Here is a 15039-nt window from a genome sequence, read left to right as displayed (position 1 = left end):
AACCTGCAGGTCATGGACGTTTCCTCGGTATGCACCGTCATTTCAACGGGTTGAAGACTGCTGCGCTCTTCGCCTCCATCTGGGTCGTGCTGCTCGCGATCGGCGCACTGGTCGCCGGCGGGCGCTACATCTGGATCTTCGCGTTGATCGGTGTGGCGACCACGGCATACAGCTACTGGAATTCCGACAAGCTCGCGATCAAGGCGATGCGCGCCTACCCGGTCAGCGAGATCCAGGCGCCCGAGATGTATCGCATCGTCCGCGAGCTGTCGACCAAGGCCGGCAAGCCCATGCCGCAGCTGTTCATCTCGCCGACGGATGCCCCCAACGCCTTCGCGACCGGTCGCAACCCGTCGCACGCGGCCGTGTGCTGCACCCAGGGCATCCTCGAGTTGCTCGACGAGCGTGAGCTGCGCGGTGTCCTCGGGCACGAGTTGATGCACGTCTACAACCGCGACATCCTCACCTCCTCGATCGCCGCAGCACTCGCCGGCATCATCACCTCGATCGCGCAGATGATGATGTGGTTCGGGATGTTCGGCGGCGGCAGCAACGACGACGACCGCCCCAACCCGCTGGCGATGCTCGCGATGGCGTTCCTGGCGCCGGTCGCCGCCAGCATGATCCAGCTGGCGATCAGCCGCACCCGCGAATACGACGCCGACGAGGACGGCTCCGCACTCACCGGCGACCCGCTCGCGCTCGCGTCCGCGCTGCGCAAGCTCGAGGACGGCACAGCACGCACGCCCCTCGCGCCCGAGCCGAAGGTCGTCAACGCGAGTCACATGATGATCGCCAACCCCTTTCGGGCTCAGGACGTTTCGCGGCTGATGTCCACGCACCCGCCGACCGCCGAACGCATCAAGCGACTGGAGGATCAGGCATACGGCCGGGAGATCGCTCGCTGATGTGAAAGCCTGGCGACATGGGTTCCCTCCTTCGCACTGATGCTCGCGCGCGAGCCGAGCTGATCGACGTCACGTCCTACGACATCGCACTCGATCTCGACCGCGGCAGCGACGAGTTCGGGTCCGAGACCACCATTGCGTTCAGCTGCAGGGAGCCGGGTGCGTCGACCTTCCTCGATCTGGACGCCGTCTCGATCGAGTCGATCACGCTGAACGACACCGCGATCGATCCTGCGTCGGTCGCCGACCGGCGCGTCCAACTGACCGCGCTGCGCGAGGACAACGTCGTGCGGGTCGTCTCGACCATGCGCTATCGCCGCGACGGGGAGGGTCTGCACCGGGCGGTCGACCCGGCGGATGGGCAGCACTACATCTACGGCATGTCGTTCCTGAACGCCGGGCCGTCGATCTTCGCGTGCTTCGACCAGCCCGACCTCAAGGCGCCCTACGACGTTCGTGTCCGTGCCCCGCAGGACTGGGTGGTCGCCGGCAACGGCGCCGCAGAGCAGACCGCACCCGGGGAGTGGACCCTCGCGACGACGCCACCGATGTCGACATACTTCGTGACGATCTGTGCCGGGCCGTATGCCGTCGAGCGCGACGAACACGACGGCATCCCGCTGGGCATCTATGTGCGGGCGTCGCTGGCGGAGCAGCTCGCCGAGCAGCGCGACGACCTCTTCGAGGTCACCAAGCAGTCGTTCGACTACTACCACTCGCTCTTCGGGATCCGTTATCCCTGGGGCAAATACGACCAGTTCTTCGTCCCGGAGTTCAACGCCGGCGCGATGGAGAACCCCGCATGCGTGACGCTGCGCGACCAATACATCTTCCGTGGTGCGCACACCCGCACCCAGCTGCTCAGCCGCGCCAACACCATCAGCCACGAGATGGCGCACATGTGGTTCGGCGACCTGGTCACCATGCAGTGGTGGGACGACCTGTGGCTCAACGAGTCCTTCGCCGAATACATGGCACAGCGCACGACTGCGGAGGCGACCCGCTACACCGAGGCGTGGGTCGACTTCGGCATCTCCCGCAAGACCTGGGGCTACGCCGTCGACCGCAGCCCGTCAACCCATCCCGTTGCGGGCGCACCGGCCCCGGATGCCGAGTCGGCGCTGACCAACTTCGACGGCATCTCCTACGCCAAGGGAGCCTCCGCACTACGCCAGCTCGCTGCGTATGTCGGGGACGACGCCTTCGTCCTCGGCGTGCGAAAACACTTGAGCGACCACAGTTTCGGCAACGCCACGATGGCCGACTTCCTCGGTGCGGTCGAGGCAGCGAGCGGTCGCTCGCTGGAGGAGTGGACGCACGGCTGGCTGCGCAGCTCCGGCGTCGACGACGTGCGGTTGGACGTCGACGACGACAACGGGACGATCACGCGCGCGGAGCTGGTGGTCGAGCCCACCACCGACGACCCGACCCACCGCTCGCACGTGCTCGACGTCGCTGCGGTCACCGACGGTGCCGTGAGCCGAGCCGTCCCGGTGCATGCCGACGGCAACCGCACGCCGGTCACCGAGCTGGTCGGGCAGCCGCGCCCCGCGCTGTTGCTGCCGAACTCCTCCGACCTCACCTGGGCGACAACGGTGCTCGACGAGAAGTCACTCGCCTCGATCGACACGGAGCTGCCGGCGGCGAAGGACCCGTTGATCAGGCTCGGCGTGTGGGCGGCGCTGCTGGGCGGCGCGGACACCGGGCGGATCGACCCGCGACGGGTGGTCGAGGTCTTCGCAGCCAGCTGGCCGCACGAGGAGACCGCGTCGTTGAGCGACACACTGTCCCGCCTGGTGCGCAACCTCTATCCCTATCGTCTTGTGCCGCAGCAGGATTCGGCGCACTCGCAGGCCCTGCTCGCCGACGCCGGTCGGCAGCGGCTGGAGGTTGTCGAGGACGCATCCCCGGCAGCGTTGACCGCGGCGCGGCTCATCGCAACCACCAGCACCGACGCCGAGCTGCTGGCGCGCTGGGCGGCTGACGACGGTCGACCACAGGCTGCTGCCGGCGACAAGGACTTCGGCTGGTCGGTCATCACCCGTCAGGCCGAGCTGGGCCTGATCGACGCCGCGGCGATCGCCGCGGCGGCCGAGCGCGACGACAGCATGAGCGGTCACCTCTCCCAGCTCGAAGCGCGTGCAGCGCTGCCCACCGAGGAGTCCAAGGCATGGGCCTGGGAGCAGCTCTACGGTGAGTCGGAGCTGTCCAACTACGAGGGCCTCGCGGTCGCCGGCGGCTTCTTCGCCGGGTATGGCGAAACCGACGCGACCGATCTCATGCGCGCCCACATCGACCGCTTCTTCGCCCAATTGCCCAGTGTTCCGGACAAATTCGGCGACATGGCAGCGGAGAAGTTCGTCGGTGCGGCGTTCCCGCACCGGGCGACCGAGCCGTCGGTGGCGGCCGCTGCCCGCCGGGCGATCGAGGCACCCGACAACTCCGCCGGTGTGCGCCGCGCACTGGTCGACTCGCTCGATCGGCTGGATAGGGCGTTGCTCGCGCACGAGCGCTTCCCGACGACAGCCGCCCGGCCGAGCGCGGAAGGCTGAGCCCGTGGCCGCACTGCTGCGCACCGAAGCCGAGCACCGCGCATCGCTCGTCGGCGCGGTGACCTACGACCTGGCACTGGACTTCACCCTCGGCGAGCAGATCTTCGGGTCCGCAGTCACGATCCGCTTCGACTGCGCGACGCCGGGAGCGTCCACCTTCCTGGAGTTCATGCCGCACGAGATCGGCTCGATCACGTTGAACGGCAACGAGATCGACCCCTCCCAGGTGATGGACGGCCGGTTGTGGCTGGACCGGCTCGAAGCACACAACGAGGTCGTCGTCGAGGCGACGATGAGCTACGTCCGGGACGGTGAGGGGATGCACCGCGCCGTCGATCCCCAGGACGGCCAGGCATACCTCTACGGCAGCCCCGCATCGTCGACCGCCGGGAAGATCTTCGCGTGCTTCGAGCAGCCGGACCTGAAGGCGCCATACACGGTGCGGGTGAAGGCTCCGCAGGAGTGGCGAGTGGTGGCCAACGGCGTCGCGAGCGGCCCCGCCACCGAGTGGCACACGTTCGAGACCACCCGGCCGATCGCCACCTACTTCTTCACCGTGTGTGCCGGCCCCTTCGCCGTGCAGACCGGTGAGCACGACGGCATCCCACTGGGCATCTACGTGCGGGCCACCCTGGCGGACCAGCTGGCCGAGCAGGCCGAGGAGATCTTCACCGTCACCGGGCAGGGCTTCGACTACTACCACCGCGTTTACGGCATCCGCTATCCGTGGGGCAAGTACGACCAGGTCTTCGTGCCGGAGTTCAACATGGGTGCGATGGAGAACCCCGGGTGTGTGACGCTGCGGGACGACTTCATCTTCCAGGGCAACGCATCCCGTGCCCAGCACCTGCTGCGTGCCGTCGTCGTCATTCACGAGATGGCGCACATGTGGTTCGGCGATCTGGTCACGATGCGCTGGTGGGACGACCTCTGGCTCAACGAGTCGTTCGCCGAGTTCCTCGCGCAGCAGGGCACCGCGGATGCGACGGAGTTCAGCGAGGCATGGATCGACTTCTCGGCCATGCGCAAGAACTGGGGGTATGCCGCCGACCGCGCGCCGTCCACCCACCCGATCGCCGGCACACCCGCGCCCGACGCCAATGCGGCGCTGGAGAACCTCGACGGCATCACCTACCCCAAGGGCGCTTCCGCGTTGCGGCAGCTGGCCGCCTACCTCGGCGAGGAGATCTTCCTCGACGGCGTGCGTGCCTACCTGCATGCGCACGAGTTCGGCAACGCCAGCCTGCAGGACTTCCTGCACGCGATGAGCGAGCAGAGCGGTCGGGACCTGCAGGACTGGGCGCAGGACTGGCTGCTCACACCGGGCACCGACGTGCTGTCGGTCACCGTCGAGGAAGGCGCGGCCGTGATCGCCAGGTCAGCGCCCGAGCAGTTCCCTGCGCAGCGTCCGCACGTGACCGACATTGCGGCCTTCCGGCAGGGAGTGCAGATCGCCCGGGCCGACGTGCGCATCGACGCCGACCGGACACTGGTCGAGGGGCTGCGCCTCAGTCGCGAGCCGCGCCTGCTGCTGCCCAATGCGGTCGACCGCACCTGGGCCATCGTCTCGCTCGACCCGGCCACCCAGCAGCTTCTCCCGGACGAACTGCCGCTGATCGAGGACGCGACGGCTCGCGGCGTCGTCTGGTCGTCCCTGTTCAACGGGCTGGCCATCGGCACCGTCGACCCGGCCGTGCTGTTGGACACCTTCGACGCCGCCTGGCCGGTCGAGGACGTCGACCCGCTGCTGGAGGCCGTCGGACAGATGATGGCCGGCATGCTCCCGGGCCGGTTCCTCCACGTCGCACGGACCCCGGCAGCGCTCGATCGGTTGGCCGCGACAGGGATTCGCGTCTTCGAGGCGACGTCGGCCAGTGACTCGCGACGGCTGACCGCGGCACGTCTGGTGGCGAGCAGTTCCGCAGACACGCACCTGCTGCGCGAGTGGCTCGGCGGTCGCGGACTGCCGCAGTTCCTGGCCGACGACGACCAGTTCCGCTGGTCGGTCATCAGTCGGCTGGCCTCCCTCGGCGAGATGGAGGTCGACGAGATCGAGCAGTGGCGTGCCAAGGACCCGTCGGCGGCCGGTGTGCTGCGGTCCCTGGCCGCGCGCACCCGGATCCCGACCGCGGAAGCCAAGGCGTGGGCGTGGTCCCGGCTGACCGAGTCGGCGAGCCCCAACACTCACGAGCTCAGCGCCGTCGCGCGCTCCTTCTTCGGCGCGACCGACCAGGAGATCACCAGACCCTACGTCGAGCGATTCTTCGACGAATTACCTTCGCTGGCAGGCACACTCGGCGACATTGTGTTGCACCTGCTGGCCAACCAGGGCTACCCCGACACGGTGGTCGAGCCGCAGACAATCACCTTGGCGGAGCGTGCGCTGGCCGGTGACCTGCCGCCAGGCGTCCGGCGTTCGTTCGTCGATGGCACGAGTCGATTGCACGAGCGGTTGCGCTCGCAGGAGAAGTTCGGAGGACTTGAATGACCGGTGGGATTCAGTGGTCGATCATGGCGGTTCGTCTCGACGTGCCGGACGCCGAACCGTGGTTCGCGCAGTCACCGGACCTGGTGCTCAAGACGGCATCGGTCGGCAAGCTGCTGGTGCTCGGGGACGTTGCCCGCCGGATCGGCGACGGCTCGCTGGCCGCCGACCACCGGGTCAGCAAGCAGCACGCTCCTTTCGTGCGTGATTCCGGGCTCTGGCACGCGCTCGACCAGGACGAGCTGACCGTCGTGGACGCCTGCCGGCTGGTCGGCGCCGTCAGTGACAACCTCGCGACCAACGTGTTGCTGGACCTGGTCGGGCTGGATGCCGTTGCGACATATGGTGATTCGATCGGTGCGAAGCCGATGGAGATGCTCGACTACGTGAGCGGCGAGGCGCGTGACCGGTCGGCTCCGGGCGTCCCGCCGACACTGTCCCGCGCGAGCGCGGCGTCGCTGGTGCACTACCTGCGCCGCCTGTATGACGGCACCGTCTCGCCGCGGGTCGAGGAGTGGATGTCGCTCAGCACCGACCTGTCGATGGTCGCCTCGGCCTTCGGCGAGGACCCGTTGGCGCACAACGTGATCGGCGAGCCGGACGGCGACACTGCGCACCCGACCCTGATCAACAAGACCGGCACCGATGACGGCATCCGCGCGGACGTCGGCCTGCTGCGCGACGGGGACCGTGCGGTCGGTTACGCCGCCATCGCCAACTGGCCCACCGACGAGTCGGAGCCCGGCGTCGCTGCGGTCATGGCCCGAATGCGTCGCATCGGCGAGGAGATTCGCGACCGGATGCTCCAGGGCTGAGCCGGTCAGTCCAGCAGTCCTCGCTGGCGTGCCAGGTCGACGGCCTCGGTCCGGTTGGTGGCGCCTAGCTTGGCCAGGATGTTCGACACGTGCACGCTGGCGGTCTTGGTGCTGATGAAGAGTCGTTTGGCCAGCTGGCCGTTCGTCATACCCGCCGCAACCAGCCCGAGCACGTCCCGCTCGCGCGGGGTGAGGGATCCGTCGTTGCTGCGGTCGTCACCCGAGTGACCGCGCAGCAGCGGGATAAACCGGGCCGCGCCGAGCTGGCGTGCGGTTGCCAGTGCGCGCTCGGAAACCGTTCGCGCCTCTGCCCGTTCACCGGTCGAGTGCAACGCCTTGGCGAGCAGGTATTCGGCGACCATCTGTTCGTAGGCGAAGCCGGCATGCTCGAAAAGGCGCACCGACTCTCGGTATTCGTCCAACGCCAGCGAGGTGTCGCCCGAGATCCGAGCCAGCTCGGCGCACGCTCTGGCGAACCACGCCTGTGACTCCTCACCGAGCGAGTCGCGTCGGCCACGCACCGAGAGCACGGCCTCGAGCGCGGCGTTCAGCAGCTCGGCACGGTCCGACCACTGCGCAGCCTCGCGCGGCGCCCTCGCCATGGTGTCCGCCAGGTGGGTGAGCAGCAGCGCGGTCATCCGGATCTGCGCGTCGAAGACCGGCATCCGCCAGATCTGTTTCACGGTCGCGACGGCGTCGTCGTAGGTCTCCGTCGCACCGGCCAGGTCGCCGGTGGAGCCGAGCAGGTCGATCATTGCGGGTGCGGTGTTGACCAGGACATACATGTCCTGGTGCCAGTGCCGGCGGAGCGTCTTGTAGGCGGCGCGTGCTTCGTCGTAGCGGCCGCGTGCGACCGAGACGGTCATCCGGATCGCCATGGCCGCCGCCTTCGCCAGCGGTGGCAGCTTCTCCCAGTCGGTGAGCAGTGAGTCGACCCGCTCCCAGTTGGCCATCTTCGCGGCGAGAGTCGCGGCGAAGATGATCGAGTCCAGGCCGTACATCTCGGTGCGGGCGTTGGCCTCGGCGGCTCGCCGGATGGCTTCGGCATAGGTCGCAGCGGCCTTGGTGTGGTCGTCGACCCGCGCGTGCAGCCCGGCGATCTGGTGCAGCGCACGCAACTCGGCTCGGATGTCTCCCTCAGCGACCGCGCGCTCGCGCACCTGCTCCAGCATCGCGACCGCGGCGGTCATCTCACCGGCGATGCCGTCGAGCTTGGCCTGCGTCGTCATCGCATCGGTGATGATCGACGGCTCCTCGACCGTGCGTCCGATCGTCAGCGCGTCTCCGGCCGCCACGGCCGCCTCGTCATACCGCTCGAACGCGAGCAGGTAGTGCGCCTTGAGCGCGGTCAGCTGGCCGAGCAGGACGGTGTCGTCGGTCCCGGAGGTCCACCCGATCGCGAGGTCGAGCAGCTCGTCGGCCTCGTCCGGCAGATCCTCGACGGACAGGCGGAGATGCATGGTCGGCAGGTCGGTCAGCAGCAGTGCCGACAGATAGAGGCGCAGCATCCGGGCGCGTTCGAGCGACGCGCCGCGGGAGGATCGCAACACGTCGCGCACGAGCTCGGCCGCCCGGTGCGGATCGCCTGCTGCGAGAAGGGCTTCGGCGGCCCGCTCGGACAGGTCGGTCGGCACGTCGGTCATCTCCGGGTGGCCGGCCGCGAGACTGATCGCCTTCTCGAAATGGCGCGCGGCGTTGGACGGCGCGGCGGCGTCGAGCGCGTCGTCACCGGCACGCACCCTGGCCGCCAGAGCGGTCGCGTAGCGCCCGGCCAGTTCGGCGTGTAGTGCCAGGGTCGCAGCACCGCTCGGGTCGTCCAGCCCGGCGAGTATGTCGGTCAACGTGTCGTGCAGTCGCACTCGTTGGCCCGGGAGGAGGTCGTCATACACGGCCTCGGCGAGCAGCGCGTGACGGAAGGCGAACGTGCCGTCCGGTCGAGTGATCAGCAGGTGTGCGTCGATCGCCGCGCGCAGCGCCGTGTGCAGGAGGTCGGGGGAGAGGTCGGTCAGGGCCTGCAGCGTGGTGTCGGTTGCGACCGATCCGGCGACCGACACCGCACGCAACACCTGGCGCGTGTCCGCGTCGAGCGAGTCCACCCGCACCAGCAGCAGGTCGGCCAGGTCACCAGGGATCGACGACCCGGCCAAGTCGTGCGGTTGCAACGAGGCGTTGACGAGTTCCTCTGTGAAGAAAGGGTTTCCGCCGGATCTGCGGACGATCTCGCCGGCATCCCGATCATCGACGCTGGGGAGCAGATGCTCCACGAGCGAGCGCGCCGGGGCCGCTGTCAGCGGCTCGAGCAGCACCCGGCGCACGGCAGGCAGCCGGAACCATTCGGCGAGAGCCGGGCGCAGCGGATGCCGCCGGTGCAGGTCATCGGTGCGGTATGTCGCGACAACGTGCACACCCGCAGGCACGCCACGGGTGAAGAGGTAGGTCAGCAGTTCGCGGGTCGCACGATCGGCCCAGTGCACGTCCTCGACGGCGACCAGCGCCGGCGCGAGCTGGGTGAGCTCGCCGAGCATCCCGGCGACGTTCTCGAAGTATTCGACCGGACGCGCGCCGTCGGCGGGAGCGAGCCGGTCGGCGGAGATCACCTCGTCCGCTGCGGGCAACTCCCGCAGTGACCGGGCGATGTCACCGATCGGCAGGTATGGCGCGACGCTGTCCCCGAGATCGAGACAGCGTCCCCCGACGGCAATGCCTCCTGCGGCGCGACATACGCCGGCGACCTCCTGGACGAGCCGCGTCTTGCCGATGCCGGCGTCACCGCCGAGCAACGTGATCGACGACTTCGCGGAGTCGCTGAGCAACTCCGCGAAGTCGTCGATCTGCTCGGTGCGGCCGAAGATCGGTCCGGCCGGCTCGGTGTCGGTTATCACCACGCCATTCTTGCGTGTCGGCGACTCGGGCGGACCGGTCAGGACCGATCCGCTGGAGGTCACCGCCACCCCAGCTGCCCGGGCTTGACCAGATTGGTGTTGCGACGAGGGGGCGTCGGAGCGTGGTCCTTGCGGCGGCGCCGCCCGAAGATCCGGCGGATGCTCAGCTCCCAGCCGTGTGCGACCGCGAAGTCGTGCGCGATCTGCTGCTGGCGGTAGCCGATCTCCGCCTCGACGATGGGGGAGGTGGAGTAGGAGAAGTTCATCATCAGCGTGCCTTTCGATGTCGTGTGCTCGATGACATCGAGAGTCGTTCGCTGAGGTATCGCACCGCCTCGGGCAGTTGCCCTATTTCCCGCCTGAGGTGCTACCTCAGGCGGGAACCGGCACCGCCGGATCAATCGTAGGGACCGCCCGCGACATACAGCACCTGGCCGCTGACGAAGCCGGCGTCCTCGCTGCAGAAGAAGGAAGCGGCGTTGGCGATGTCGGCCGGGCGGCCGACGCGCTGGACCGGGATCTCCTTGGCAGCGAGTTGCTGGAACTCCTCGAAGTCGATGCCGACCCGCTCGGCGGTCGCCTTGGTCATGTCGGTGACGATGAAGCCGGGCGCGATCGCGTTGGCGGTGACGCCGAACTTGCCGAGCTCGACCGCGAGGGTCTTGGTGAAGCCCTGCAGGCCGGCCTTGGCGGCCGAGTAGTTGACCTGGCCGCGGTTGCCCTGCGCGGACGTGCTCGACAGGTTGACGATGCGGCCGAACTTCGCCTCGGTCATGTACTTCTGCGCTGCGCGCGTCATCAGGAAGCTGCCGCGCAGGTGCACGTTCATCACGGTGTCCCAGTCGTCCGCGGACATCTTGAAGATCAGGTTGTCGCGCAGCACGCCGGCGTTGTTGACCAGCACGGTCGGGGCACCCAGCTCGGTCGCGACGCGCTCGACGGCCTTGGCGACCGACTCCTCGTCACTCACGTCGCAGCCGACGCCGAGCGCCTTGCCGCCGCCCTGGGTGATCTCCTCCGCGAGGACCTGGCAGGCGCCTTCGTCCAGGTCGAGGATGGCAACTGCCAGTCCGTCCGAGGCGAGGCGTCGGGCGATCTGCGCACCGATGCCGCGCGCGGCTCCGGTGACGATCGCGGTTCGCTGGTCTGTCATATCTCTCCTTCAGTGGATGGGTTTCAACTGGTCGGTCGAGTGCCGGGGGAGCGAAGCGGAGGAGGTGTATCGAGACCCGGACGCCAGACCTGTCGCCCGACGGTCGTGCCGGCAGCGAGCTCGGTCAGTCCGTCGGCCAGCTCGTCGAAGCCGAGGCGCTTGCTGATGAGGGGTTGTATGACGCCCGCGTCGGCGAGACGGGACAGCTCGGCATACCCCTGCGCGATGACCGACGGTCGCATCGTTTGGTAGTAACCCCAGTGCAATCCGAGGATCGAGTAGTTCTTCAGCAGCAGATGGTTGTGCGGCGGAGCCTGGATGCGACCACCGGAGAAGCCGACGACGACGATCCGGCCTTCGAAGGCCACGCACTTGGCCAGCAGGTCGTAGGCGTCACCGCCGACCGGGTCGAAGATGACGTCCGCGCCGCGGCCATCGGTGGCTTCCTTGACCGCCGCGATGACGTCCTGCGCCTTGCGGTCGATCACCACGTCGGCACCGAGCTCCCTTGCGGCTGCGGCCTTTTCGGGTCCTCCGACGATCGCGATGACCTGGTTGCCGTTGTGCTTCGCAAGCTGCACGGTGGCCGAGCCGACGCCCCCGGCAGCCGCCTGCACGAGCACGATGTCGTCCGGCTGCAGCTGCGCGCGGCGGAAGAGTGCGGCCCACGCGGTCTGGTAGGCGATGGTCAGGACGGCGGCCGCGTCGTCGTCCAGTGTCTCGGGGGCCAGGACGCTCTCGGCCGGCATCAGCGCGGTCTCGGCGAATGCACCATGCGGCAGTGCCGCCATCCCGATCACCCGGTCGCCGACCGCGCGGTCGGTCACGCCGTCGCCGAGGGCGGTGATCTCACCGCACAGCTCCGCACCCGGTGTGAAGGGCACCTCCGGCCGCACCTGGTAGAGGCCCTGGCACATCAACACGTCGGGGAAATTCAGCGCGGCGCTGCGCACGCGCACCTGCACCTGGCCCGCCGCGGGTTCGGGAGCGGGCAGCTCGGTCTGCTGCAACGCCTCCGCCGGCATCGCCAACTGCTGCACCTGCCATGCCTTCATCGCGCTTCTCCTGTCTCGGCGTTCGTGTGGTCGATCCTCGCCTGCAGCCGCTGCATCCCGCGCAGCCACTTGTCGGTGTCGGCTCCGCGCAGCGCGAAATACTGCTTCACCTCGGGGTGCGGCAGGACCAGGAACTCACCGGCCGCAACGGTTTCCACCAGGCGGTCGGCGACGTCCGACGGCTCGAGTGTGCCGTCGTTGCCGATCACTGCCGCGACTGGGTCGTCGCCCGGTCCGGGATACATGTCGGTGTGTACGCCCTGCGGGCAGATCGCGTGGACGTCGATCCCGCGGTGGCCGTAGGTGGCGGCCAGCCACTCGGCGAAGGACTCGGCGCCGTGCTTGGTGACCGCGTATGACGGCTGGCCCAGCACGGTCAGCAACCCTGCGGCGGAGGCGGTAATGACGAACCGGCCGGACCCGCGCTCGAGCCACTCCGGCAGCAGCAGTCGCGACGCGCGAACGTGCGCCATGACGTTGACCGCCCAGGAGGTCTCCCAGTCGGAGTCCTTAGCCTCGATGCCCTCGCCGCGTGCAACACCGGCGTTGCCGATCCACACATCGACCGCGCCCAGTCGGTCACGGGCACCGTCGACGACCGTGCGGACGCCTTCCTCCGTGGAGATGTCGGCCGGGATCGCTTGTGCGCCAATCTGATCCGCGGTTTCGTGCAGCTGTTGCTCGAGCAGGTCAGTGATCACCACGTGCGCGCCGAGGCCGGCGAGCCGGGTCGCGATCGCGGCACCGATGCCTCGTGCAGCGCCGGTGACCACCACTCGTTGATCCCGCCAGGTCGTGAGTGGTCTGGGCACGGTGCTCCTTCGAGGGCTCGGGCTACTAAGCGCTTGCTTAGCGTGGCACGCTGCGGCATGCTCGTCAACGCGTCGGTGATGGACCGGCGGATGTCGATCGGGAAGGGAGCCCATGGCCGAGCCGGTGGAGGCGCACCCGTCCGAGGCGCAGCGAAGACTGCTGGACGCCGCGCGAGATGCGTTCGGTGCCAAGGGTTTCCACGGCACGACCACACGCGACATCGCTGCCGCTGCGGGCATGTCACCGGCCGCGGTCTATGTCCATCACCGCACCAAGGAGTCGCTGCTCTTTGCGATCTCGCTGGCCGGTCACCAGTCCAGCCTGGCCGCACTGCGGGCTGCTGCAGCGCAGGAGGACACTCCGCCCGGCCAGCTCGCATCGATGATCCGGACCTTCGTGCTCGGCCACACGACCGACCACACCCTCGCCCGGGTGGTCAACTACGAGTTGGCAGCACTGACCCCCGAGCATCGCGTGGTGATTGACGCGTTGCGGCGCGACATACAGCAGACGGTGCGACAAGTGCTGGAGCGTGGCGTGGCGTCGAGGGACTTCGATTGTGCCGACGTCGGCATGACGACCAACGCGATCATGGGCATGTCCATCGACGTTGCCCGCTGGTATGACGAGCGCGAGTCCTGGAAGCCCGCCCGCATCGCCGAGCACAGTGCCCGGATGGCGTTGCGTATGGCGGGGTCCGACCCCGGCGTCGTCAGAGTCCGGCGCTGAGCGTCGTCACCGCAGCGGTGCCGGCGTCCGCGTGTGACACGGAGTTGCGTGCGAATGTCGGGCGCAGGCTGATCGGTCCGCGCTGGAAGGAGATCTGCTCGTTGTCGACGACGACGGAGCGACGGGCATAGGCCTGGATCGTGGACTGGCAGTGGCCGTAGGGCAGCGGTTCGGCAGCGAACCGCGGCTGGCCCTCGGCGTAGCTGTAGGCCGGCTTGCCGGGGGCGTCACTCGGGACGTGGACGAACCCGCCGGAGTAGCGGGTCGTGTAGGCGGTCATGCCCGTGATGGAGGGCGCCGAGGCGTCCCTGGTCAGCGGGCTCCACAGCCGGGAGCTGCCGGCGGCGTAGGACCACGTCAGCTTCAGGTTGGATGGGAAGTAGAACGTCATCGTGGCGTCGGCGATCGTCGTCGTCGGGGTCGTGTTGAAGACCCACAGGCCACGGTCCGGGTAGCTGCCCGCGCCGTCGATGGCCAGCTGCGTCCCGGGGCGCGGGCTGCAGCTCTCGGTGACGGTGACCCATCCCTGCAGTCCGGCAGGCGTGCCGGTCGTGGACGCCGATGCAGCGGGTGCCGCGACGCCGATGGCGATGACGGGAGCGGCCCAGGCGGCTGACTTGGCGACGGCGCGGCGAGACGGTGTGGAGTTGTTCATGTGACGGTGCATTCCCCTAGAAAGGCCTGCGGGCGACTTGCCCTGAGCAGCGCTGTCCCACGCCGAATTGCGTAAAGACAAGGTAAAGTTACTGAACGGTAGGGCTGCCGTACAGGACGATCGTCCAACTTCGCCTGTGATCTTGCTCATGACGCAGAATGGCGGCGGCGGGAGGTCCGTGAACCTCCCGCCGCCGCCGACGTCGTCGTACGCCGCAGCGCGCTGTCAGTGCACCGGTCTCACCGGTAGTTCGTGAACTGCAGGGCCACGTCCAGATCGGCGCCCTTGAGCAGGCGCTGGACCTCCTGCAGGTCGTCACGGGACTTGCTCGTGACGCGCAGTTCGTCGCCCTCGATGCGCGATTTGACCGACTTCGGGCCCTCGTCGCGGATTAGCTTGGAGATCTTCTTGGCGTTCTCCTGGCTGATGCCGTCCTTGAGCGTCGCTTCCAGGCGGAATTCCTTGCCGGACAACTGCGGCTCGCCGTCGTGGGACAGCTCCAGCGACTTCAGCGAGACACCGCGCTTGACCAGCTTGGTCTGGAAGACGTCGAGCACAGCCAGGGTGCGCTCCTCCGAGTTGGCCTTCATCACGATCTTGTCGCCGGACCACTCGATCCCCGCGCCGATGTTGCGGAAGTCGTAGCGGTTGGAGATCTCCTTGGCGGCCTGGTTCAGGGCGTTGCTGACCTCCTGCTTGTCGGTCTTGCTGACGATGTCGAACGACGAGTCGGCCATGATGCTGCTCCTCGGTTGAAGGGGTGCTGTGCTCGTGCCGAGTATGCCGGGCGGTCGCCGGTATGCCGGGTTGGGTATGTCGATTGGCCCGCGCCGCCCGATGCTTGTATCCTCGTCCACGCACCACGCCAGGTTGCCCGAGCGGCCAATGGGAGCGGACTGTAAATCCGTCGCGAAAGCTACCTAGGTTCGAATCCTAGACCTGGCACCAGTGCGGAAGGGCCCCGGCGAAATCGCCGGGGCCCTTCGTCGTGC

12 protein-coding genes and 1 tRNA gene are annotated in these 15039 nt (G+C 68.3%); 6 read left to right on the top strand and 7 right to left on the bottom strand.

Translation table 11 applies throughout. The features are described 5' to 3' along the window. Window positions 1-29: 29 nt before the first annotated feature. Genes htpX through ACSZL9_RS08250 form a run of 4 tightly spaced genes read left to right on the top strand, consistent with a single transcriptional unit; the run spans window position 30 to window position 6760 of the window. A complete protein-coding gene (gene htpX, locus ACSZL9_RS08265) occupies window positions 30-908 on the top strand; it encodes a zinc metalloprotease HtpX (RefSeq protein WP_446664974.1) in 879 nt (292 codons plus the stop codon). Between the two features lie 17 nt (window positions 909-925). Beyond that, entirely contained in the window at window positions 926-3460 is a 2535-nt protein-coding gene (gene pepN / locus ACSZL9_RS08260) for an aminopeptidase N (RefSeq protein WP_446664973.1), read from the top strand. Between the two features lie 4 nt (window positions 3461-3464). Then, window positions 3465-5948 (top strand): aminopeptidase N, encoded by a 2484-nt coding sequence (gene pepN, locus ACSZL9_RS08255; RefSeq protein ID WP_446664972.1) that lies wholly within the window; start codon window positions 3465-3467, stop codon window positions 5946-5948. Next, window positions 5945-6760 (top strand): serine hydrolase, encoded by an 816-nt coding sequence (locus ACSZL9_RS08250; protein ID WP_446664971.1) that lies wholly within the window; start codon window positions 5945-5947, stop codon window positions 6758-6760. The genes pepN (ACSZL9_RS08255) and ACSZL9_RS08250 overlap by 4 nt, the downstream gene beginning before the upstream one ends. 5 nt (window positions 6761-6765) lie before the next feature. Here the strand turns inward: ACSZL9_RS08250 and ACSZL9_RS08245 are convergent, their stop codons facing one another. From ACSZL9_RS08245 to ACSZL9_RS08225, 5 genes are all read right to left on the bottom strand, one after another. Further along, the gene (locus tag ACSZL9_RS08245; protein WP_446664970.1) at window positions 6766-9642 is read right to left on the bottom strand and encodes a helix-turn-helix transcriptional regulator; all 2877 of its coding nucleotides are present in this window, start codon (window positions 9640-9642) and stop codon (window positions 6766-6768) included. 59 nt (window positions 9643-9701) lie between these two features. After that, window positions 9702-9911, bottom strand: a complete 210-nt coding sequence (locus ACSZL9_RS08240) for a hypothetical protein (RefSeq protein ID WP_446664969.1) — start codon at window positions 9909-9911, stop codon at window positions 9702-9704. A 128-nt stretch (window positions 9912-10039) separates the two neighbouring features. Continuing rightward, complete coding sequence (fabG, locus tag ACSZL9_RS08235; protein ID WP_446664968.1) at window positions 10040-10795, bottom strand: 3-oxoacyl-ACP reductase FabG; 756 nt, start codon at window positions 10793-10795, stop codon at window positions 10040-10042. Between the two features lie 23 nt (window positions 10796-10818). Further along, window positions 10819-11850 (bottom strand): NADPH:quinone oxidoreductase family protein, encoded by a 1032-nt coding sequence (locus ACSZL9_RS08230; RefSeq protein WP_446664967.1) that lies wholly within the window; start codon window positions 11848-11850, stop codon window positions 10819-10821. After that, the gene (locus ACSZL9_RS08225; protein WP_446664966.1) at window positions 11847-12662 is read right to left on the bottom strand and encodes an SDR family oxidoreductase; all 816 of its coding nucleotides are present in this window, start codon (window positions 12660-12662) and stop codon (window positions 11847-11849) included. The genes ACSZL9_RS08230 and ACSZL9_RS08225 overlap by 4 nt, the downstream gene beginning before the upstream one ends. Before the next feature lie 112 nt (window positions 12663-12774). Here ACSZL9_RS08225 and ACSZL9_RS08220 point away from each other — a divergent pair, with 112 nt between their 5' ends. Beyond that, window positions 12775-13392, top strand: coding sequence for a TetR/AcrR family transcriptional regulator (locus ACSZL9_RS08220; RefSeq protein ID WP_446664965.1), 618 nt, complete (start codon window positions 12775-12777; stop codon window positions 13390-13392). On the opposite strand, the gene ACSZL9_RS08215 is transcribed toward ACSZL9_RS08220, so the two are convergent. Continuing rightward, window positions 13376-14047, bottom strand: coding sequence for a hypothetical protein (locus ACSZL9_RS08215; protein ID WP_446664964.1), 672 nt, complete (start codon window positions 14045-14047; stop codon window positions 13376-13378). The genes ACSZL9_RS08220 and ACSZL9_RS08215 overlap by 17 nt on opposite strands. Before the next feature lie 239 nt (window positions 14048-14286). Further along, the gene (locus tag ACSZL9_RS08210; protein WP_446664963.1) at window positions 14287-14784 is read right to left on the bottom strand and encodes a YajQ family cyclic di-GMP-binding protein; all 498 of its coding nucleotides are present in this window, start codon (window positions 14782-14784) and stop codon (window positions 14287-14289) included. A 127-nt stretch (window positions 14785-14911) separates the two neighbouring features. Between ACSZL9_RS08210 and ACSZL9_RS08205 the strand changes: the two genes are divergently transcribed. Then, window positions 14912-14995, top strand: a tRNA-Tyr gene (locus tag ACSZL9_RS08205). The last annotated feature ends 44 nt before the right edge of the window (window positions 14996-15039 follow it).

It is taken from the genome of Flexivirga sp. B27 (assembly GCF_052905685.1).
Note: the sequence above shows the minus strand (reverse complement) of the source record. Positions and strands in the feature narration are given on the sequence as shown.